Genomic DNA, 22,818 nt, shown 5'->3' with positions numbered 1-22,818 from the left:
CGCAACATAAGGATGATATAGCGCGTTGGTTGCTGAAGAGCCAAGGGCGGTAGCGTCCTTATTTTTTATAACAATTGTGTTTTTTTCGTTAATTGCGGATATGTGCGCTTGAATTTTTGGATAAACAATGGGAAAAAAATTTAAATATCCTTATGTAATTACTGCTCCTAGTTATATTGAATCTTCTCTTGGAGTTCAGGTAGTGCATCGTCTTTGCCATCTCATTAACGCTCATGGTGGTGAAGCATACATTATTTCTCCAGTAACTAATCCTGAATGGAACACGCCTCAATTAACTTCTGAAAAATTTAGCGAATATAAAGAATCTGGAAAAATATTTATCGCAGTTTATCCTGAAATAGTATCAGGTAACCCTTTGCAAGCGCCTATTTGTGTCCGATACATGCTGAATAGAGAAGGGGTTCTGAACGGTAATAGTATTAATGCAGGTGAGGAAGATCTTTTTTTCTTCTATCGACAGGAATTTGCTGAAAATGAAGCAAATGTGAATTTATTGACAATATCGACTTATGATTTGTCAGTGTTTTGTGATGATGTAAAAGAGAAAGATCTTGATATTTTGTATTTAAATCGGGTCCCACGCAGTTCTATCGATTTTTCGACATTACCTGAAAACATAATGGTTTTATCGATGGAACAGCCTTTATCACTGCATGAACTTGCTAGGGTTCTTAAACGTGGGCGTGTTTTGTATTCTTACGAATCGTCTGGTACCTGCGCATTAGCAGGATTATGTGGTTGTCCTGTAGTTGCAAGGGTTGCATTGGGATATGAAAAATATGCCATCACGGAGAATACCTCGAAAGATGTGGGTAATGCCGATTTTGCTTGGAATGATTCCCCGTATGAATTGGAACGAGTAAGAGCAACTCTTTACAGATATAAAGAGTTTTATGAAGGGCTAGAGAGTGTATCCAACCAGCAATTATTAACCTTTCTGAATATTACGCAAGATAAAGCACAGAATTATTATGATAATAGCTATGAAGAGAATGTAGTTGCATGGATTAAGCAGCAGGCACTTTCTCCAGAAAGAGTCTCTTTGGTTTTCAAAAGTATTAATAAATTAGTATCACCACAAACTATTTGTGTTTGCATCTATGACCATTCTAAATGTTGGCATGAAGTTTTAACGACATTAGAATCTTTATTGCCTGTGAAGCAGATGTATTCAAGATTAAATTGTATTATTTTTACTGATGAAGAATATACTATTTCTAAAGATTTTGAGTCTTGGGTTTCATTGTGTGGAAAAACAAAGCTAAGCGATGCAATAAAAAATATTGTGATAGATCAGTGTGTTGATTGGTTTCAGTACGTGAGAGCTGGTGTTACATTTATCACGGACGGAATTTTTTCTGCTATATGTTACTTGAACAAAATAAGTGAATATAGTGTTGTTTATCCTGATAAGATATTTATTAACGAAACTGGTGGATTAGAATCTGCTTTTTTGCCTGATTTTAGTATTGATTATTTTCTTGGTTTCCCTAGCGCATTTTTTGTTGGTTGCTACTTCCATAAAAGAATATTTAAAGACACTGTTTTCTGTAATGAGATTACTCCTGATTTTTTTGATTTCGATATTTTTATGAGGGTGATTACAGAAAAAGGGAATGAAAGTGTCGGCCATTTTTCTGAGCCTTTGTTAATCAGTGAATCAAAACAAGTGTTAGATAGTAGTAAAACTGAGCAATTGGTCAGTAACTATTTAAGTGCAAAGGGTTATATGAATGGTTTGATCTTACACAATGCTTCTGGTGGATGTAGGGTTATTTATGATCATAAGAAGGATTTGCCTAAAATTAGTATCGTTATCATCGATAATGGTAAGCTTAATATATTGCAGCGCTGTGTCATGGGAATATTGGAAAAATCTAAATATCCCCATTATGAAATTTTAGTTCTAAGTTGCTATGCTGGAATTGAAGAGAATCGCTACTGGCTGGAAGAAGTCAGTAAAATTGATCCCAACAGGATAAAAGTTATACTGTCTCCATATCAGAAAAGTCGCGCAAGACTTAACAATATCGCGGCCAATCAGGCATCTGGTGATTATTTACTCTTGCTTGATGTAGGGGTTTTCCCTGCACATGATGAATGGCTTGAAAATTTAGTCAATCATTGCCTGCGTGATGACGTAGGGTGTGTTGGCAGTAAAGTCATTAATCTAAATGAAAAAATTTATTCAGCAGGAATGGTTCTTGGGCTCAACGGTATAGGGGAAAGTCCTTTTATCGGAAGTCACTACTCGGCTCCAGGTTATATGCATCGTTTAGCAATAGAACAAAATTACAGTGCGCTTCCTTTATTATGTTTACTTATTAAGCGTTCTATTTACCAAGATGTTGGTGGAATAGATGAATCATTAACCGAGGGGTGTCTTGGTGATATCGATTTAAGTTTAAAAATCCGTGCGGCGGGTTATCTTATTGTTTGGACTCCTTACTCTATTGTTGCAACTGATTTATCTCCGGTAAAAAAAGACAGGAGCAACGAAACTTATTCAGAACAGGAGATGGGTATCTATTGTAAGTGGGGAGATGTTATTGCTAATGATCCTGCCTATAATAAGAACTTATCATTAGTCAAAGATTATAAAATAAAAAAGGATATCAGGCCGTACGGACTATCGCTAGAGCCTCAACCGTTACCTCGCGTAATGATATTTTCTGGTGATCGTAATCCCGTAGGAACATATCGGTTAGACGAGCCTTTTAATAAAATGCGATACAACGGAATGGTTGATGGAGCAGTGGCTTCAGAACCTACTGGCATCTCTGATTTTTTACAAATACAGCCTAATGTTGTCATTACTCAGAATCCTATTCGAAGTAGACAAATAGTTAATTTCAAATCAATAAAAGATTGTTTTTCTATTTATGATATGAATTATTTTGAATCAAATAATTTTGATGATGGTAAAAGTAAAAAAGAACACTTGAATAAAATAAAAGAGAGTTTAGCTTCTTTTGATAGGGTGATTGTCGGATCTGAAGTATTAGTTGAGAAATACGGCAGATTACATCACGATATTCGGGTTCTGCCTACATATTTACCTCATTACTGGAATGATCTTGCCATCACAGAGAAGGTAAGCGATAAGCCTCGAGTAGGGTGTATAACGTTAGATCTAAGTGGTGAAGATATTGAGTTGGTTTCTAATGTCATCCGTAATTTTTCTCGCCACGTTACATGGGTCTTTTTGGGAACTTGTCCTCTTAAACTGAAACCGTTTATTCATGAATATCATCGCTATCATGGTTTTAAATATTATCCTCAGCAGCTAGTTTCTCTCAATCTTGATTTTGCAATAGCACCGTTGGCTGATAATACTGCAAATCGATCGCGTAATAATATTCGCTTATTAGAGCTTGGTATATGTGGAATACCAGTTATATGCAGCGATGTTGTATGCTACAAAAGCAGACTTTCCGTTAACCCAGTGAAAAATAGATACAAGGACTGGTCTATGGCAATGAGCCAATATATCGATGATATTAATTCGGCCAGAACAGTTGGCGCTATGCTGAAACGTGAAGTTCAAGAAAACTGGATGCTTGATCAGAAAAATTTGGAAGTTATAAAGAAGATTTGGCTACCATGATAATTTATTATGTTAAGGGCTGTTTATGAAAAATGAAATATATGTCACCAGTCCACTGCTTCCTCCGCTTGAGGAATTTATTCCTTATTTAAAAGGAATATGGGAAAGCAAAAGGTTAACGAATGGTGGTCCTCTGCACGAACAACTTGAAGAAGAACTGGCAAAATACTTGGGAGTTAAGTATATCAGCCTTTTTTCAAATGGCACGTTGGCTCTATTGACTGCGTTGCAGACGTTGCGTATTACGGGTGAGGTCATCACTACCCCTTATTCCTTTGTTGCTACCTCACACTCGCTCTTGTGGAATGGGTTAAAACCCGTATTTGTCGATATTGATCCTCTTACATGTAATCTCGATCCTGATAAAATTGAGCAAGCCATTACCTCTTGTACCTCCGCTATTATGCCAGTGCATTGTTATGGTATCCCTTGCGATGTTGAGCAAATTCAAACGATAGCGGATAATTACGGATTAAAGGTTATTTATGATGCCGCTCATGCGTTTGGTGTAAAAAAAGCTGGTCACAGTGTTTTAAATCATGGTGATTTGTCTATCCTCAGTTTCCATGCGACAAAAGTTTTTAATACCTTTGAAGGTGGAGCGATTATCTGCCATGATGCAAAAACGAAAAAACGCATTGATTATTTGAAAAATTTCGGTTTTGCTGATGAACTAACGGTTGTGGCATCGGGAATTAATGGCAAAATGAATGAGATGCAAGCCGCGTTCGGTTTATTGCAGTTGCGGCATATTGACAGCGCACTTGCGCGGCGGCAAAAAATATATCAGCGCTATCATGATGGGTTAAAGGATGTTCCGGGTATCCGTCTGGCTAAGGCGCCGGATAATATCGTCTGGAACCATGCTTATTGTCCGCTATTTGTTGACAGCGAATTCCCATGTGGCCGCGATGAACTCTATAACATCATGAAAGAGAATGGAATTCTGACGCGCCGCTATTTTTATCCGTTGATCAGTTCGTTTCCCATGTATCGTGGTTTTGACAGCGCCAACCCGGCTAATTTGCCGGTGTCGCAGTCTGTGGCCGATGCCGTTCTTTGCCTGCCGATCCATGCCGACTTACAGGAAGATGAGCAGAATCGTGTGATTGATATTATTCTAGCGCAGGCCACTCGTGGTCTCTCGTCTATTGCGGGCGCAAACGTGAGGGAAGCGGTATGAAACTGGCTATTTATGGCGCGGGCGGATTGGGCAGAGAAGTATTAGTTTTGGCACAAACAATCAATGCCGACAAAAAATGCTGGGACGATTTCGTTTTTATTGATGATATTAATCCTGGGCGCGAGTTGAAAGGTTTTCCCGTTCTGGATTTTGACACGATAAAACAGATTGGCGACATTGAAGTGGTTATTGCTGTCGGCGAACCAGCGGTTAGAATGTTGTTGGCAGAAAAGGTACTGGCCGAACAGTTAGTGTTAGCGACATTAATTCATCCCGGCATTCGGCTTACGGCGTGCACGACCATAGGAAAAGGCGTAGTGGTGTGCGAGGGGGTGTTCGTTTCTTGCGACGTGACACTAGCGGATAATGTTTTTCTCCAGCCCAATTCCAGTGTGGGGCACGATGCCCGGATAGGCGAGCATAGCATTTTGTCCACCTATGCTACATTGGGCGGGAAATGCCAAATCGGTGCCAGAACGTTTATTGGCATGAGCACGGCGGTGAAAGAGAGCGTTACTGTCGGCGACGATACGATTATCGGCATGGGCGCGGTGGTGCTAGGTGATATTGAAAGCGACGTTATCGCGTTAGGGAACCCTGCCCGTGTGATGAGGAAAAATGAGAGTAAAAAAGTTTTTAAATAATTTCTCATTTTATTTTTAATATTCTATGTTAGAGGTGTTGGCTATGTTAGCTAAGATAATAGAAAAAAATAATAAAGATATGTACAGAGATATAGAAACGATTAAAAACAATAAATGTACTGTTGTATTGATAGGTGTGTCGCAATATTCACTTATGATGTTTTATTTTCTTCAAAAAAATGATGTGAAAGTCGATATTATTTCAGTAAATAAAAAATACCTCAACAAAGGGGACTCTTTTTTGGGAAAGGATATTATCCCATTAGAGGATGTGGTTAGTCGCCAAGAATGTTTTAATTACATCATCGGTTTCCAGCCAATTAACGATGATTTTTTTGAAATGATTTCATTAAATTCTAAATTTGTGTTCTTTTATGACATTCTAAATATAAATAATGTTAATGTTTCTTATAATTTCATAAAGGAAAATGAAGGTGAATTACAGTGGTTTTATGAAAGACTAAATGATGATTTGTCTAGGGGATCGTTAACAGCATTTATTAATCAACGTATTAGTTATAAAGCTGATTATTGTAAAAAAGTATATTCTGATAATATTTATTTCTTGGATTCCATTGTTGATTTCATGGACGATGAGGTTTTTGTGGATTGTGGCGCATATACTGGTGATACAATATTATCTTTTTTATCTAACTATAGAAAAAAAGGATTTTTGAAACCAAAGAAAGTGTATGGATTAGAACCTGATGAAAATAACTTTCAACAACTTACTACTACTATGGAAGGGTTCGATTTTTGTCAGGTGATTAATTCTGGTGTGTGGAGTGATAATGCAAGGATTAGTTTTCTAAAAGGAGAGGGGGAGTTATCAAGAATAGATTTTGAAAATAAATCTGACTTTATTGATGTCATCAGCATCGATTCTCTCTTAAACGGTGATAAAGCAACATTTATTAAAATGGATATAGAAGGGGCAGAGTTAGCTGCATTACGAGGCTCGGAGAATACTATCCGTAACTATAAGCCAAAATTAGCTATTAGCTTATATCATAAACCCGAAGATTTGATCGAAATACCATTCTATTTAAATAGTTTAAATCCGAATTATAAATTTTATCTGCGATGCCATCAACGTTACTTTTCTGTTGACATGGTATTGTATGCTATCATGTGATTTTAATATTTCTTCAATAAGGTAAAAACAATGAGTAATCTAGAAAAATATAATGGCATATTCATTGAGATATTTGGAGTTGCAGAAGATATACTGCCCGACTATAAATATCAGGATACCGCTTCATGGGATTCCGTCGGGCATATGACGATGATCGCCGCATTGGAAGAGTCCTTTGATATTATGATGGATACCGAAGACATCATCGATTTTTCCTCGTACGCCAAGGGAAAAGACATCCTGAAAAAATACAACGTTGAAATTTAAGGAAAACTTATGCTTCTGGCAGGAAAAAACGCGGTTATTACCGGATGCCTACAGGGCATAGGCCGAGCAACGCTGGAGACGTTCGCCAGTGAAGGGGCGAACGTCTTTGCTTGCTGTCAGACTGATGACGCTGAATTCAATAAATATGCTGTTGAATTATCCCAAAAATATAGTGTGGATATTATTCCCGTCCATTTTGATTTGCTAGATGAAGAGGCAATCAAAAAAGGCGCGGGCGTTATCCAGAAGAGTAAAAGACCGATTGATGTATTGGTAAACGTCGCTGGCGTTACGTTGGATGCCTTTTTCCATATGATCACGATGGAGAAAATGAAAAAAACATTTGCGATTAACTTTTTTTCTCAAATGTTTTTTACTCAGTATATAACTAAACTGATGCTCCGGCAGAAAAAGGGCAGTGTCATTAATGTGTCCAGTATTTCTGCATTGGACGGTAATCCGGGACAGCTTTCTTACGCTTCCTCTAAGGCGGCATTAATCGCGGCGACAAAGACGCTTTCCGCTGAACTGGCTCCGCAGGGCATTCGCGTCAACTCGGTGGCACCGGGCGTGATACAAACTTCGATGACGGCAAATCTGCCACAGGAGGCATTGGATCGCCAAATGGCGCGTTGCGAGCTGAAACGTCTCGGTTTGCCCGAAGAGGTGGCTAAAGCGATTCTTTATCTGGCGTCCGATGCGTCCAGCTATATCACGGGGCAAGTGGTGCGTATCGACGGCGGTATGGGCTGAAGATGAGGATCTCCTATGTTATTGCAAGGAAAAAACGTACTGATCACCGGAACCCGACGGGGGATGGGACGTGCGATGATTGACGCTTTCGCGGCTAATGGTGCGAATATTTACGCCCATGCCCGACAGGAAGATGCGGCATGGCTGGCAGAACTGCGGAACGTTGCAGAACGGCACCGGGTTGAAATCTGGCCGCTTTATTTTGATATGACGGATTACGCTGTGATGAAACAAGTTATTAAGCGTTTAATGGCGGATAAGCGGCCGATCGACGCTGTGATTAATAATGCGGGCATCACATTAAACGCGCTGTTTCAGATGACTAGTGAAGATGTGCTGAGAAAACAGTTTGAAGTGAATTTCTTCTCTGTTTTTCTGTTTACGCAATATATCGCTAAATTCATGGCCCGCCAGAAACACGGCAGTATCATTAATATTTCCTCCACGGCCGGAGAAGACGGCAATCCGGGTAAATCAGCGTATGGCGCATCCAAGGCTGCAGTGATTGCCATGACTAAATCCATCGCGGCCGAAATGGGCGAAATCGGCGTAAGGGCCAATTGTATCGCGCCGGGTATTACCGATACGGATATGCTGGATACCTTGCCCGCTCATATTCTTACAGAGACCAAAAACACGGCGGATTTACGCCGGGCGGGACTGCCGTCAGAAATAGCCGATACGGCGGTTTTCTTGGCGTCGGAACTGTCAAGTTACATTACTGGGCAGGTCATCCGCGTCGACGGAGGATTAAAATGAAGGGAGATCAAAAAACGCTGCTTCAAATGGCGCGAGATATTCGTAAAAGCATATTGCGCGTGGCTTACCTCGCACCGAGCGATGGCGTGCACATTTCTCCAGCGTTGTCCCTTGTCGATATTTTAACAGCGCTCTATGGTACTAAATTGCGTTATGAGCCGCACGATATCACCAATACCGAGCGCGATACCTTTATTTTAAGTAAAGGACATGGCGCGTTAGGTTTATATGCCGCGCTGTGTGAGTTCGGCATTATTAGTCGGGATGTATTGGATTCTTTTGAAATTAATGGTTCGCCACTCCAGGTTCATCCGACCAAATGTCATGAATTAGGCATTGATTTCTCCAGTGGAAGCCTGGCGCAGGGATTAGCGTTCGGCATCGGTCTTACGTTGAGTCGGCGTCTGAAAAAACAGCCCTGGCATGCCTATATTCTGGTCGGCGACGGCGAATGCAATGAAGGTGCGATATGGGAAGGCGCCTTCTTTGCCGCTCATCAGAAACTGGATACGCTGACCGTGATTGTCGATCGTAACGGCCTGCAGTCGGATGGCTTTACTCTGGAAATTATCAATCTGGATATTCCCGCGCTGTGGCGCGCGTGCGGCTGGGAGGTCGTCGAGTGTGATGGTAACGATCTGGACGCGCTGCTTGTCGCGCTGGATGCGCCTCACAATGGAAAACCGAAAGCGATTGTGGCGCACACGGTTAAAGGCAAAGGCGTTTCCTTTATGGAAAACAACAAGGAATATCATCGGAATCGGCTTTCAGAGCAGCAGTATCATGCCGCGATGGATGAACTGAATGGAGAAATGTCGTGTTAGTCATCAAACCTGCCACTATTCGCTCATGGTCGATGCTGGGTTCGCGCGGCACCTTTGGCGTGACCCTGCTGGAACTGGCGCAGCAACATGACAATCTCGTCGCTCTGTCGGCCGATCTGTGTAAATCATCCGGTCTAGCTCGTTTTAGCACAACCTACCCGGAGCGTTTTTTTAATGCGGGCATCGCCGAACAAAATATGGTGGGGATGGCGGCGGGGCTGGCAGCGGGGGGATTTGTGCCGTTCGTGACCTCGTTCGCCAATTTCCTGACGATGCGTGCGGGAGAGCAGGTGCGCCATAATCTGGGATATATGAATGAAAACGTGAAGCTGGTCGGGTTGGCTAGCGGCGTCGCCACCGGAATGTTCGGCGCGACGCATCACGGTATTGAAGATATCGCCGCTATTCGTTCTATCTCCAATATTACTATCCTCTCCCCGGCCGATTGCACTGAAACTGTGAAAATGACGGAAGCGGCATTAAAACACGACGGCCCGGTTTATTTGCGTCTTACCGGCAATATGCGGGCGCCCGTCGTTTACAAGGATGATTACGAACTGAAAATTGGGCAGGCCATCAATCTGCGCGAGGGCGACGACGTCTGCGTCGTGGCGACGGGCAGCATGGTGCACTTTGCGTTGAAAGCGTCGGAACTGCTGGCCAGGCGCGGCATCGACTGTACCGTTATTGACATGCACACGATTAAGCCGCTGGATACGGACATTCTTGATCGGCAGTTGGATAAAAAGCTGCTAGTGACCGTGGAGGAACATAGCGTTATCGGCGGATTGGGCAGCGCGGTTGCCGAGCATCTGGCAATGAAACGGCAACGACCGCCGCAGGTGATGCTGGGCATTCCGCAGGGATATCCTGATGCCGGTGATTATGCTTATCTGCTGGTGCAGTGCGGGCTGACGGCTGAACGCATCGCTGACGCAATTCAACGCCATTATGGATGACAGTAGCCATGTTTCTTAATTTGAATCAGCATGATCCAGTGGCGTTAGCCGCAATCGACGAGTATGGACGTTCGTTGAGCTATGGAGACCTGTGCTCCCAGGGACGTCGTCTGGCTGAACATATTCCCGCGGGGTCGCTGGTATTTTCTTTTTGCGAAAATACCTTTGGTTCGCTGATAGGTTATGTGGGTTTTCTGACGCATGGCATCATCCCCCTAATGCTGGATAAAAATCTGGACGAGGCGTTGTGCGAGCGTCTGATCGCCACTTATCGTCCCGGTTGGTTATGGCGTCCGCAAGGGCAAAACGGCCCGGAAAAGCAGGCGGTTTTTACGTTGGAAAATTATGAATTGGTGCCGACCGGTCTGGAACCTTATCCGCTTCATCCTGAATTGGCTCTGCTGGTATCGACATCCGGTTCTACGGGTAGTCCGCGCCTGGTGCGTCAGAGTTTGCGTAATATTTTAAGCAATGCGTCGAGTATTGCCGATTATCTGTCAATAGGCTGTCAGGAACGCCCGGTCGTGAATTTGCCGATGAACTATGTGTATGGGCTTTCTGTGATCAACAGTCACTTGCTTCAAGGTGCGACGCTGTTGTTAACGACGCGAAGCGTCATGCAGCGGGAATTCTGGTCATTTGTAAAAGAGCAGTCAGCGAGCTCTATCGCTGGCGTTCCTTATACTTACGAAATGTTGAAGAAACTGCGTTTCATGTCGATGAAACTGCCAGCATTAAAGACGTTAACGCAGGCTGGCGGGAAATTACCACCCGAATTACATCGAGAGTTTGCGCATTATGCGCGTGAAAACGGCAAAGCATTCATCGTCATGTATGGTGCGGCAGAGGCCACTTCTCGAATGGGATATTTGCCAGCGGAAAAATCGCTGGAAAAATATGGCAGCATGGGGAAACCGATTCCCGGCGGACGTTTCGTTATTATTGACGACCATGGCAATGAAATTGAAAAGGCTGGTGAGGTTGGGGAACTGGTTTATTTTGGGGAGAATGTTGCTTTAGGTTATGCCGAATGCGGTGATGATCTGCAAAAAGGCGATGACCGCGACGGATGTCTGCACACCGGAGATATGGTACAGCGCGATGAAGAGGGTTATTACTACGTCGTCGGTCGTAAAAAACGGTTTCTGAAAATTTTTGGTAACCGCATCGGGCTTGATGAAGTGGAAACCATGATTCGCACAGCGTTTCCTGATATGGGCTGCGCGTGCGGGGGAATAGACGATCGCCTGTATATTTTCATTACGGATGAAACGGTTGCTGATGACATCAAGCATTTCATGATGCAACGGACGCAGTTAAACCATACGGCTTTTCGTATAAAAACGCTGGCTGATATTCCTAAAAACAGTGCCGGGAAAATATTGTATTCCAAACTGGAAGCCTATTATGACCCGCTATGAAGACATTCTTAAGCTGCCGCCCTATTCTCTGGAGCGCAATGATAAACATGCGCTCATCATGGGAAGACTATTGGAATTAACCCAGCATCATTATTCTCATTGCCAACCATATCAACGTATTCTGGATGCACAGGGCATAAAAATCGATTCTATCCGCTCAGTTCAGGATATTCCTTTCCTGCCGGTTTCATTGTTTAAAGAGCTTGATTTATTAAGCGTGCCGGCTGAACAGGTGATAAAAACCATGACGTCGTCGGGCACCACGGGACAGGCAGTGTCGAAAATTTATCTGGATAAGGTCACCGCGACTCATCAGCAGAAAACATTGGTAAAAATTGTCAATGACTTTGCTGGTCCGGCGAGAATGCCTCTGCTGATTATCGACTCTCCCTCGGTAATGAAAAATCGTAATCTGTTTTCAGCAAGAGGTGCGGGAATTCTAGGTTTTTCTATATTTGGCGCGGACAGGGCCTATGCGTTGGACGATAATATGTTGCTCGATCTGGCCGCGATCATAGCCTTTTTAGATAAACACCGAGGGCGAACTATTATGCTTTTCGGTTTTACTTTTATGGTATGGCAACATTTTTATAAACAGTTATTATCTGCCAAAGAAAAGCTGGACTTATCTGATGGCCTCTTAATTCACGGCGGCGGCTGGAAAAAATTGCAGTCCGAAGCGGTTTCACCGTTGGATTTTGCCGATGCCCTGCATAACGTCTGCGGCATAAAGCGCGTTTATGATTATTACGGTATGGTGGAACAGACCGGCTGTATTTATATGCAGTGTGAAAAAGGACATCTGCATACCAGCATCTTCTCCGATATTATTATTCGTGATTACCGGGATTTTTCTGTCTGTCCGCACGGGCAGCGCGGTATTATTCAGGTTCTTTCCCTGCTTCCTGAATCTTATCCCGGTCACTCTCTGTTGACTGAAGACGAAGGCGTGATTTTAGGCGAAGATGATTGTCCGTGCGGCCGTTTGGGAAAATATTTCATGGTATCAGGACGTTTAAAGCGTGCCGAGTTGAGAGGATGCAGTGACACTTATGCAGAACAATTTTGACGGCATTTCATTTTTAGTCGGAAATGAATCCTTGATGCGAGATATGACCGATCGTCGCACGTTTAAGCCGTTCGATGAAAATGTCGTTGCATTTCTGGATAACTTCTCAAAGCGGCTATTTAACAACCCGTTATCTAAAGCCTGGCCTGATGTCATTAGTCTGGCTTTCTGGTGCCGAAAAAGTTCCGTATTACAAATGAAAAAGGCATATCCTGATTTGTCGAGGCGGATGGGGCGGGGATTGGCTTTTCATATTGCGCCGTCCAACGTAGCAGTGAATTTTGCTTATTCTCTGATTGTCGGCTTGTTAAGCGGCAATGCCAATATTGTCAGGGTGCCATCGCGGGATTTTCCTCAGGTGGCACTGATTTGTGATGAATTAAATGCTACTCTGCGTGAGCAGAACGCTATTTCCCCTTATATTTGTCTGGTGCGTTACGGCCGTGAAAAAGTGATTAACGATATTTTGTCAGGGTGGTGTCAGACTCGTTTGATCTGGGGCGGCGATGAGACTATTGCAACCATTCGCCAGTCGCAGTTGCCGCCTCGTGGTCTGGATCTGGCATTTGCCAACCGTTATTCTCTGGCGCTGATTGACGCCGGCAGCTATTTGTCCATGCCGGACAAACGGACGATTGCTGAACGTTTCTACAACGATACGTTTTTAACCGATCAAAATGCCTGCACTTCGCCTGGGCTGGTGGTATGGCTAGGAGAGCAAGCAGAGACGGAAAAAGCGCGTGCGCAATTCTGGTTAGAGTTTGAAACATTTTCCCAAGAAAGATATGAACTGCAAGCTGTGATGGCCGTACGGAAATTGACTCAATTCTGCACGCTTAGTGCATCGATGAATGGCATAAAAAAAGCATCTGATTCTCACAATTTGGTGTTCCGGGTTCTTCTGGATAAATTGGATGAGAGGACAATGGATCATAGTGGTTCTGGGGGATATTTTCTGGAATATCTGGCGCGTGATGTTGATGATATTTATCCTATTTGTAATAACAGTCGTTGTCAGACACTTTCTGTATTAGGTATTGATGTTACAAGAGTTGAGGAGTTTTTAGCGGACTACCAGCCAAAGGGAATCGATCGAGTTATTCCTATGGGACGGACGATGGAGTTTGGGCTTCAGTGGGATGGGTACGATTTGATTAATATACTGACTCGATGTGTAGTTATATAGAATAGTAAGAATAAGAACATTATGCGCGTAAATAACGCTAAGATATAATTACCCTATATTGAACGAGGAGCTATTATGCAATGTCCTGTTTGTGACAGTAAGATGTTTTTTTACTTTTTAAAGAAATTTAGTGTAAAAAACATTGAAAATGCAGAGTATCTAAAATGTCCCGTATGCCAGGTAGTTGTTTCCAAAACGCATTTCGAAATGACATCGACGGAATGGGAAGAGTTAAATGAAAAAATCCACAGCGGCTATCAGGGATTAGATTCTTCTGAAGATGATCCTAAGTGGTTGATGAGATTAGATGCTCAGAGTAAAGCGATCTCTCAATTATATAATGATGGAATACTGGAACGAGACCATATAAACGCAATCGACTATGGTTGCGGTGATGGGAAACTCGTTAAGCTGTTGGAGTCTGATAACATTCGCGTAGGTATGTATGATAAATATATGACGACGGCGATGTTGGAAAGAGATAATTCGCTCGCATATCTTCGTAATGAGGATGTGGAAGGGAAAATTTTTGACTTAGTGATAACCTGTTCCGTACTAGAGCACCTTAGATGTATTGATGACGTTAACGCTATTTTTGATTTGGTTGATAAAAGAAAAGGTATGTTTGCCTTTCATACTTTAATTTGTGAGGATGTGCCGCAAGATCCTGAATGGTTTTATTTGTCACCAGTACACTGCTTGTTTTTTACGAATAAAAGTATGAGTATTCTATTTGACAGATTCGAGTTTAAAGGTTGCCTCTATAATGTAGAAGCTCAAATGTGGTTTTTCATTTATAATGAATCGATGCTTGAACGATTTAAAAAATCTGCGCTTGGTAACGAATCACAATGGCTATTTTCAGACACGTTTATTGATTACTGGAAAGTAAAACCATATAGAAAACAGTTTTGAGTTTTGTGTCAGATGATTATTTTCTCCGTGCACATGAAGGATTCCGCTCATAGGATAGGCTTTGTTGAATAAACCGAACTTTCTTCCGAGAAACAGGAGCAGTGGGCTCCGCCCTCTGTCAGGATAGTTGTCGCGCTCTTTGTTAAACTTTCTTATTCACTCAGGGGCGTTTGGAGATCTGTATGCCTCGTTACTCCGATGAGCGACGTCAGGTCGTTGTGGCCAAGCTGTTACCACCCTACAACCAAAGCGTCGAAGACGTTGCCCGCGAGGAAGGCATTTCCTCAGCGACTGTTTATAAATGGCGCAAAGAAGCGCGCGCTGAAGGGCGCTGCCTGCCCGATGCCAGTAATCAAGGCACAGGGAGCTGGTCCTCACGTGACAAGTTTGCGGCGGTGATTGAAGCCGCTGCGATGAACACCGAAGAGGTCGCCGCCTATTGCTGTCAGCGAGGGCTCTATCCTGAGCAACTGCAACGCTGGCGACATGATTGTGAACAAGCGGCCAGCCTGTCCTGTGACGAGCGTCGTCGAGAAGCCGATGACGCCAAACAGCAGCGCAAGCGGATTAAAGCGCTGGAGCAAGAGCTGCAACGTAAAAACGCTGCACTGGCGGAGACGGCTGCACTGCTGACGCTGTCAAAAAAAGCACGGGCGATCTGGGGGGACGAGGAGTCATGATCAGCATCGAAGATCGCCAACATGCCGTGCAGCCGATCACTAATGCCTGTGAAGACGGTGCCACGCTAACGGCAGCCTGTGAGGTGCTCGGGATCTCGATCCGAACACACCAACGTTGGATACAGACGGGTTAAATTACGGCCGACAAACGCCCTTTTGCCGTACGCCCGGTGCCTGCTAATGCGCTGACTGTAGAAGAAGAGGCCGATATCCTGAAGCAGTGTCACCGGGATGCGTTTGCTGACCTGCCACCGGAGCAGATCGTTGTGCGGTTGATGGACGAAGAGCAGCGTTACATCGCATCTGTCTCCAGTTTTTATCGTGTGCTGCGCAAGCATGGTCAGCTGGCTCACCGCGGTCGAGCCAAAGCTCGTCAATCACAGCCTGCACCGACCACGCATACTGCAACAGCCCCTAACCAGGTCTGGTCGTGGGACTGTACCTGGCTCCCCGGTCCAGCCAAGGGGATCTACTATTATCTGGTGATGATCCTCGATATCTTCAGTCGCAAGGTGGTGGGCTGGGAGGCTTTGCTGGGAGAGTCCGCCGCCAACTCACGTACCGTCATTGAGCGGGCGGTGCTGGCCGAGAATATCGTGGGCCAACCGCTGGTGTTACACGCCGATAACGGTAGTCCCTTTAAAGGCGCGACCTTGCTGGAAAAGCTTCGGGCTCTACAGATCCAGCCATCGTTCAGTCGGCCGAGAGTGAGCAACGATAACGCGTTCTCCGAGGCCCTGTTCCGCACCTGCAAGTATGTGCCGAACTATCCTGCCAATGGCTTTGCTGATCTAACAGCAGCTCAGCACTGGGTACACGGCTTCGTGCAGTGGTACAACCATGAACATCGTCACAGTGCTATCCGCATGCACTCAATCTCGCCGCCCGAGCGGCACATCCTGAACGCTGGAACGGTGATACACGTAACTGGGAACCAGGGACATTAGGGTGTGTCCCGTAACTGTTTTTTGTACAATCGGGGACATGATTTCACTACAAAAGGTTCTTTCATTTGGCTCGTTACGATTTCCCTGATGAAGCATGGACGCTGATTTCTCCTATGCTGCCACCTGAAAGGGGTTCTTCCAAAGGCGGTCGTCCTTACTTTGCGCATAGGCGTGTCATGAATGGTATATTCTGGGTGCTTTGCTCCGGTGCGCCGTGGCGGGATTTACCTGAGCGTTATGGTCATTGGAAAACCATTTACAACCGCTTTAACCGGTGGTCCAAAACTGGAATAATGAACAGTATTTTCAATAAATTACTTCAGATTTTGGACGAAAAAGCGCCGATTGACAGGGGTGTTATCGCGCTGGATGGCAGTAACGTTCGCGCCCTGAAAGCAGCAGCCGGTGCAAAAAAAAACATCCCGATGAACTCGAGGACCATGGGCTGGGTCGCTCTCGCGGCGGCTTTGGCACCAAAATCCATTTGGCGACAGATGGCACAGGATTACCACTAAGTTTTTGTCTGAGCGGCGGACAAGCTCACGAAAGCCAGTATGCGGAAACGTTGCTTAACCGGGTCGGGGTCATCCGAAAAAGTGGGTACTTGAAATCGCGCCCGAAAGCAGTGCTGGCGGATAAAGGTTACTCAAGTGGAAGAATTCGCATTCATTTGAAAATAAAAGGGATAAAAGCGGTTATCCCGTTTAAATCAAATGAGAAAGCCAGTCGTGACAGACGTCGGTGCCTTAATACGGGCTTGTATAAAAAACGCAATGTCGTGGAGCGTTGCTTTGCGATATTGAAAGAAAATCGTCGTATTGCGACACGCTCGGAAAAAACAGCTAGAAACTACCTGAGCATGCTAAAGCTGGGGGCGATCAGGTTATTTTTGAAACGGTTGTTAAGTTAAGGGACACAGCCTAGTATCGTTGAATCCAGAGCGTAAGGTGGTTACTGAGGCAGTGCGAATGGTTGCATAAAAATCAGACAGGGCGACAGATATCTTGACAGTTACCGTTCTGGTGAAGACCAATGATGGCTGGAAAGCTAACTAAGAACTATTATAGAAAATAAATCATCCGATTCCCTCTCTGGCTGAGAAAGTCAGGAGGGGATTCACGTCTGGACTGCTGCCATGCATCAGTATGACATGAAACCTATCCGCAATAGTTCACTTCGGTGGTTATCTTTACTGATAATGCCATTCTTACACGAAGAATGTAATATTAATACCCTTCAATAAATCTGAGCTACATTTTATTATATAGACATGTTTTATATTTTTATTTATGTTTGGCTATTATCAGTAATGTAAAAATATATTTTTTATTGGCTAAAAAACTAGATGCTCAATGATGAAATTTAGCATGGCAATATTTGAACAAGCTATTATCGTTTTTTATAATACAGGATGCTATCTTAACTCAAATTTCATTCATCATTAACTTATTTAAGTTATATGGGTTTTAGATTGATTCATTAAGGATTTACTTATATAGTGGTCCTTTTTTATATGAGCGCAGGAGGAAGGATGAGCAGTAAAGATTTTGGAACAGTAAAAGAAACATTATTAGGATTTCTATCCGAAAAAAGTATCAAAGAAAAAATGTCTCATATTTTAGATAAAGGAACAAATGATTGGGAGAAGTGGTTCCAGATTGAATTCGAGTATTTTATTGAGCACTCGTTAGGGTATAGTGCTAAACGTGAAATTCGTGCTATTGCGGATAAGCGTCATCAGTCAGGTAGGCAACATATGTATGTTGACCTGATATTTAGAAAGAAAAATACGCGTACTGATCGTTTCATTTACCTTGAATTTAAACTAGCTAAAAATCCGACAACCTTAGTAAATAACATGTGGAAAGATATCGTTAAAAATTATGAAATAGTTCAATCCCATTTTACTAGCTCAGGAAGAAAACGCAGGTCTGTTTGGAGTATAGGATTTTATAGGAATTTTAATCCAACAACCTTAAAGAGGATAGGTGAAAGTTTGAGCGAAGAGTACTCTGAAAATTTTTATACTTATCATGAATCCATTTTTATGTGTAAATGCCGCGGTAAAAAGCATTCTGAGGAGTGTAATAAAATTGGTGTTATTATTATAGGTTCAGGTGCGGAGTAGTAGTTATTTATCTAAGAGGTCTAAATATACTTATTGCCAAATCTATTATGGCTAACAAGGATGTTTTCAATAATTTTATATGTTAAAGAATAAATGGTTTTCAATTTAGTATATGAGGAGGGTCTGTACAGGTTGTCTTTAAATTCTAAAAAATATAGTCGTATTGGATTGTCGGCTCATTTTCAATAATCTTTAGACTTATTTATAGTTAAATAGACAACTAATAAGATACTATTTATAGTATGATCAAGGCTATTATTCTAAAAGTATAAATGTAATGAAAAAAAAGTATATGCAAAGGATGATTTCATCGAACGATTGTTGACAGGATGGATTCTGACTAATCAGCGGTATGTAGAGTTATTGAGGCAGAAAGATTGTTGTTGGTGGTATAACGAAAGAACTAATGTCAGTGTGCTTGCAGGGGCTGCATGGTCAATGGGGCGGGCCGCAATTGAAGAATACCCTTCGAGCAAACTAATGAAGGGATCTCTTCAGGAAGATACTGACACCAGTAGAGGTCGTGTTGATCTATATATCACAAGCAACCATGATGATATTGCGATTGAAGCTAAACATGCGTGGTATCATCTTGATGATATAGTATCAGGCAATGAGACTGTTCTGTAAGCGTCCGGCGAACTCATATTGTTAACACAACTCTGCTGCCACATGCTGCCCTCATTCAATAAAATGAACCTGAGGTAAAATATGGCAAAACGCTATTCTCACCGTGAACGGCAACAGCATCACGACGACGCCACCGTCCCCGCAGCATTTATTCCTGCGCGCCGGGTTATGCCGGGAAATTACTACGCCGACACGGTGACGCTCAACCTCCCCAACGGCAGTTCGGTCAGTTGTCTTCCCGCCCAGTTACGGGCCGTGATGCAGGCTTTGTCCCTGTGTTAACGCCGCAACACATCTGGCTGGCGCGCGAGCCCGTCGATATGCGCCGGGGTATCGATACCCTGACCCAATACATTACCGACCACCTGCACCAACCCTGGCAAGGGGAAGCCGCTTTTGTCTTCTGCAACAAGGCGCACTCGCGTATCAAAGTCCTTCGCTGGGACAAACACGGTGTCTGGTTGTGTCTTCGCCGTCTTCATCAGGGCCATTTTATCTGGCCGAAACAGGGGGATGTCGCCTGGATGTTGTTGCCCGAACAGTTCGACTGGCTGATAAAAGGCATCGACTGGAAACGGGTAGACGGCCTGGATTTAACGCAACGGAAATAAAAATGAATGTGAATTAATGCATTGATTTTAAATGACAATAAATCTCTGTTTTGATAAAATGCCTGCATGGATATCGATTCGCTGTTGGCCTCACAAAACCCCGATGAACTGCGCTCCCTGGCGTTGAAATTACTTGCGGACCTTGGGAGGCGGTTTCTTATAACGGTATGACCATTACTTATAGCGGCGATGGGGATCGTTATGAAACAACGCCTAACGATGGCTCTGTCGGTGCGGCATCTCATGAACGCGTCCATATTGATCAAACGACAGAGACCCTGATTATCATGGTCATTGGGAAAGGATCATTTGAAGGGGTCGCAACGTGGGATAAGTTACCCACGCCCACACAATTACCACCACCGCCTCTACCGCCGGTAAGTACACCAACGGAGATTATCACCAGCGCCAACTATGGGGAAGAAATTCAGGCCGTGACTATCAGCCCAACCCCCTCGGACACCGAATCCCTAGGGTTGAAAGATGTCGGCTTAGATCCGATAGAGGAGGCTCGCAGAGCATTGGCTGCTTTTGATTCGGAGTTAGAAAAAATCAATGGCTATCGTGGCGAATACGGTAGCATGGTTAACCGTTTTGAATCTGTTCGCTCGAATTTGGCGCAGACATCAATCGCAGCGTCTACTGCGCGTTCCCGTATTTTGGATGCGGGTTATGCCCAAGAGGCTTCCGCGATGACGAAACAGCAAATTTTACAACAGGCATCATCAGCGGTGCTGGTTCAGGCTAATCAGGTGCCCGAAACGGTATTGACGCTGCTGCAGCGATAATGCTTGAAAATATAGATATAGAGCGAAATCTGTTAACAATAAAAAAGAAAAATATAATGGCTGATGCAATAACGATAAGGTAGTGCATCCAATGAGTAGAACATGTATTTTTCGATAAACGCTCCGATCACTTTTTCATAAAGCTCAATTGAGCGTGAGAAGCAGATTGTTTTACGAGTCAACCGCTTAATACGGGTGCGGAGCGTCAGGTTATTACGCTCAATGCGTTGGGTGAATATTTTACCGGTCAGATGCTTATCCTTCGGCACCTCTCGGCCATAGCTGCCCCAGTCGTCGCTGATGCTCATGCCGATGTTGAATGGTGTAAGCAGTGCCAGTAACTCCCGGTTGGTTTCATCGGTTCGGGGACCAAAAGTGTAGGCCAATACACCGCCTGTTTTGGTGTTATACGCGTATCAAGGCCAGTGCTGCCGGGCTTTACTGCCAACGAAGCGCCATTGCTCATCAAGTTCGCAGATAAGCGCCACGTCAGCATGGGCAACAGGCGAAGACGTTATTCGCTTTGGCGCGAGTTTTTTAAAATCAGGATAACGGTGTTAATACCAATTTTCAGTGTTCTGACGGTATCGCGAATCCCGGCACCATTGAAAGCCATTTCAGTGATCTTCTCTTTAATACCCGGCTTACGTGCTTCATAAGCATAAGTGAGCTGAAACACACGGCGGCAGTCGCGGCAACGAAATCTGTCATGGCCTTTAGGGTTCTAACCATGGAGGTAAACCTTAGCAGACTGACAACGGGGACAATGAACGTTAACACTGACCATGAGATAACCTCAAAATCCCGTACAATACATCAGAGTCAACTTAGAGGCATCACCGTCTCATTAACATTGCGATGGTTGAATTTTCTCCACACACTTTCCCTAATGTTTCACATCGTTACGCCGATAAGTAACCTAAGTTTTCTGAAAAATTTCGGAACGTGCTGTCATGCCGACCATCAATACCAATATTGCGTCGCTTATAGCGCAAAAAAACAGCAATAAATCGGCTTCCTCGCTAAGTTCAGCCATTGAACGCCTGTCCTCTGGTTACCGTATCAACGGCGCGAAAGATGACGCCGCCGGTCAGGCGATCGCTAATCGCTTGACGGCAAATATGCGTGGTCTGAATCAGGCGGTTCGTAATGCAGGTGATGGCGTTTCAATGTTGCGGACGGCAGAAGGCGTGCTTGATGAGATCAATAACCGCTTGCAACGTATTCGAGAACTCACGGTGCAAGGGTTGAATGATACTTATGTCGGTGATACAGGCGATAGTATTCAGGCCGAAATTAACCTTAATCTGAAAGAGATTGATCGTCTTAACCTATGGGCGTCTTTTAATGGTATTCCTCTACTCAATGGTAGCGGGGGAACGAAAGCGATCCAGGTTGGCGCGTATGACCATGAAACCGTGGATATCGACTTCGGGCCGCCGGGGTTCAGCGTACAAGAGATTGGATTGCTGGATATGACGGTACAAGGTGTACCGGGTAGGATCGCGCCAGTCTCCTCGCTAAGTGGTTCATCGAACCAGATCAATGTGGATGATTCGACATATACCACCGCCACCTATATTCCACTGGATAATAATCCTAATCTGGTGCGTGCCTCATATGGATCTAATCTAGTACAACTGGATGGCCCCAGTGGGCGGCTGATGAACGTTTCGATTAGCGCGTCACATGATACCGATACCCGCTTGAACAAGGTAAATTTGAGCGTCAGTGATGCTGTGGTGGACGTGACCGTAGGGGAGTTTATTTCGAATATCAATTATCGGGGTAGCAATGATATCGCCATGTTTCCAGTACCTAACGGCATTGTTCGTTCAGGTGGAAAATATTGGATTCAGCAACAGTTAAACGGTGGAGTTTGTTATACCGAGGCAGAATTAACGATTTATGGCGATCAAAACAAGGTGACGGCGAAGGCACTTTCCACTACCAAAGTGGCTCGGGAGGATATGCTAGCGAGTGTTTCCAATAGATTGCAATATGCGCCTTCAGTATCTAAAAATAACGCCGATTATAGCCTTACTCTGGATAGTACAGATGAAACCAGTAACGCCAACCTTGAATTAGTGCGTTTGGGGGGACGTTACTACGTTGAGGAACAAAGCTGGGGGCGATCAGGTTATTTTTGAAACGGTTGTTAAGTTAAGGGACACAGCCTAGAAATCCGAACGTGTAGATTAACAAAGGGAACGGATATGCTGTGCAGGGGATGAACCGACTACTCAGTAGGGGAGGTTTACTTCCGCAAACAGAAAAGTCCGCCGCAGCGG

At 44.0% G+C, this 22,818-nt stretch carries 20 protein-coding genes and 3 pseudogenes; 22 read left to right on the top strand and 1 reads right to left on the bottom strand.

Features of this window, described 5'->3' with window-relative positions:
• Positions 1–127: 127 nt before the first annotated feature.
• From RFN81_RS10840 to RFN81_RS10750, 21 genes and pseudogenes are all read left to right on the top strand, one after another.
• Positions 128–3,628, top strand: a complete 3,501-nt coding sequence (locus tag RFN81_RS10840) for a glycosyltransferase (protein WP_264495861.1) — start codon at positions 128–130, stop codon at positions 3,626–3,628.
• Positions 3,629–3,653: 25 nt separating this feature from the next.
• The gene (locus RFN81_RS10835) at positions 3,654–4,811 is read left to right on the top strand and encodes a DegT/DnrJ/EryC1/StrS family aminotransferase (RefSeq protein ID WP_264495860.1); all 1,158 of its coding nucleotides are present in this window, start codon (positions 3,654–3,656) and stop codon (positions 4,809–4,811) included.
• Positions 4,808–5,455: a NeuD/PglB/VioB family sugar acetyltransferase gene (locus RFN81_RS10830; protein WP_264495859.1), complete on the top strand. Its 648-nt coding sequence runs from the start codon at positions 4,808–4,810 to the stop codon at positions 5,453–5,455. The genes RFN81_RS10835 and RFN81_RS10830 overlap by 4 nt, the downstream gene beginning before the upstream one ends.
• Before the next feature lie 43 nt (positions 5,456–5,498).
• Positions 5,499–6,590 (top strand): FkbM family methyltransferase, encoded by a 1,092-nt coding sequence (locus RFN81_RS10825; protein WP_264495858.1) that lies wholly within the window; start codon positions 5,499–5,501, stop codon positions 6,588–6,590.
• A gap of 30 nt (positions 6,591–6,620) precedes the next feature.
• On the top strand, positions 6,621–6,857 hold the full coding sequence (locus RFN81_RS10820; RefSeq protein ID WP_264495857.1) for an acyl carrier protein: 237 nt from the start codon (positions 6,621–6,623) through the stop codon (positions 6,855–6,857).
• Positions 6,858–6,866: 9 nt separating this feature from the next.
• Entirely contained in the window at positions 6,867–7,610 is a 744-nt protein-coding gene (locus RFN81_RS10815; protein WP_264495856.1) for an SDR family NAD(P)-dependent oxidoreductase, read from the top strand.
• A 15-nt stretch (positions 7,611–7,625) separates the two neighbouring features.
• The gene (locus RFN81_RS10810) at positions 7,626–8,369 is read left to right on the top strand and encodes an SDR family NAD(P)-dependent oxidoreductase (RefSeq protein ID WP_264495855.1); all 744 of its coding nucleotides are present in this window, start codon (positions 7,626–7,628) and stop codon (positions 8,367–8,369) included.
• Positions 8,366–9,193 carry a transketolase gene (locus RFN81_RS10805; RefSeq protein WP_264495854.1) on the top strand — a complete coding sequence of 276 codons (828 nt, stop codon included), beginning with the start codon at positions 8,366–8,368 and terminating at the stop codon, positions 9,191–9,193. The genes RFN81_RS10810 and RFN81_RS10805 overlap by 4 nt, the downstream gene beginning before the upstream one ends.
• On the top strand, positions 9,187–10,152 hold the full coding sequence (locus RFN81_RS10800) for a transketolase family protein (RefSeq protein WP_264495853.1): 966 nt from the start codon (positions 9,187–9,189) through the stop codon (positions 10,150–10,152). Before RFN81_RS10805 ends, RFN81_RS10800 begins: the two co-directional genes overlap by 7 nt.
• 8 nt (positions 10,153–10,160) lie before the next feature.
• Positions 10,161–11,573: an AMP-binding protein gene (locus tag RFN81_RS10795; RefSeq protein ID WP_264495852.1), complete on the top strand. Its 1,413-nt coding sequence runs from the start codon at positions 10,161–10,163 to the stop codon at positions 11,571–11,573.
• On the top strand, positions 11,560–12,642 hold the full coding sequence (locus RFN81_RS10790) for an acyl-protein synthetase (RefSeq protein ID WP_264495851.1): 1,083 nt from the start codon (positions 11,560–11,562) through the stop codon (positions 12,640–12,642). The genes RFN81_RS10795 and RFN81_RS10790 overlap by 14 nt, the downstream gene beginning before the upstream one ends.
• Positions 12,626–13,828 carry an acyl-CoA reductase gene (locus RFN81_RS10785; RefSeq protein ID WP_264495850.1) on the top strand — a complete coding sequence of 401 codons (1,203 nt, stop codon included), beginning with the start codon at positions 12,626–12,628 and terminating at the stop codon, positions 13,826–13,828. The genes RFN81_RS10790 and RFN81_RS10785 overlap by 17 nt, the downstream gene beginning before the upstream one ends.
• A 75-nt stretch (positions 13,829–13,903) precedes the next feature.
• Positions 13,904–14,743 carry a class I SAM-dependent methyltransferase gene (locus tag RFN81_RS10780; RefSeq protein WP_264495849.1) on the top strand — a complete coding sequence of 280 codons (840 nt, stop codon included), beginning with the start codon at positions 13,904–13,906 and terminating at the stop codon, positions 14,741–14,743.
• A 182-nt stretch (positions 14,744–14,925) separates the two neighbouring features.
• Positions 14,926–15,423 (top strand): transposase, encoded by a 498-nt coding sequence (locus tag RFN81_RS18770; protein ID WP_378928429.1) that lies wholly within the window; start codon positions 14,926–14,928, stop codon positions 15,421–15,423.
• Complete coding sequence (locus RFN81_RS18765; RefSeq protein WP_378928427.1) at positions 15,420–15,557, top strand: hypothetical protein; 138 nt, start codon at positions 15,420–15,422, stop codon at positions 15,555–15,557. The genes RFN81_RS18770 and RFN81_RS18765 overlap by 4 nt, the downstream gene beginning before the upstream one ends.
• Before the next feature lie 36 nt (positions 15,558–15,593).
• On the top strand, positions 15,594–16,370 hold the full coding sequence (locus RFN81_RS18760; RefSeq protein WP_378928425.1) for a transposase: 777 nt from the start codon (positions 15,594–15,596) through the stop codon (positions 16,368–16,370).
• Between the two features lie 113 nt (positions 16,371–16,483).
• Positions 16,484–17,280, top strand: a pseudogene (locus tag RFN81_RS10770) (IS5 family transposase).
• Between the two features lie 621 nt (positions 17,281–17,901).
• Complete coding sequence (locus RFN81_RS10765) at positions 17,902–18,498, top strand: hypothetical protein (RefSeq protein ID WP_264495847.1); 597 nt, start codon at positions 17,902–17,904, stop codon at positions 18,496–18,498.
• A 711-nt stretch (positions 18,499–19,209) separates the two neighbouring features.
• The gene (locus RFN81_RS10760) at positions 19,210–19,410 is read left to right on the top strand and encodes a hypothetical protein (protein ID WP_264495846.1); all 201 of its coding nucleotides are present in this window, start codon (positions 19,210–19,212) and stop codon (positions 19,408–19,410) included.
• Positions 19,404–19,739: an IS66 family insertion sequence element accessory protein TnpB gene (gene tnpB, locus RFN81_RS10755; RefSeq protein WP_264495845.1), complete on the top strand. Its 336-nt coding sequence runs from the start codon at positions 19,404–19,406 to the stop codon at positions 19,737–19,739. Before RFN81_RS10760 ends, tnpB begins: the two co-directional genes overlap by 7 nt.
• Positions 19,740–19,906: 167 nt before the next feature.
• Complete coding sequence (locus RFN81_RS10750; protein ID WP_264495844.1) at positions 19,907–20,527, top strand: flagellin; 621 nt, start codon at positions 19,907–19,909, stop codon at positions 20,525–20,527.
• Between the two features lie 95 nt (positions 20,528–20,622).
• On the opposite strand, the pseudogene RFN81_RS10745 reads toward RFN81_RS10750, so the two are convergent.
• Positions 20,623–21,314 (bottom strand): annotated as a pseudogene (locus tag RFN81_RS10745) (IS1 family transposase); the annotation flags it as partial.
• A gap of 166 nt (positions 21,315–21,480) precedes the next feature.
• Here RFN81_RS10745 and RFN81_RS18755 point away from each other — a divergent pair.
• Positions 21,481–21,888: pseudogene (locus RFN81_RS18755) on the top strand (flagellin FliC); the annotation flags it as partial.
• Between the last annotated feature and the right edge of the window lie 930 nt (positions 21,889–22,818).

The sequence above is a fragment of the Pectobacterium cacticida genome (assembly GCF_036885195.1).
Taxonomy (GTDB): Bacteria; Pseudomonadota; Gammaproteobacteria; order Enterobacterales; family Enterobacteriaceae; genus Pectobacterium; species Pectobacterium cacticida.
The sequence above is the reverse complement of the archived record's forward strand: the minus strand, read 5'-3'. Positions and strand labels throughout refer to the sequence as shown.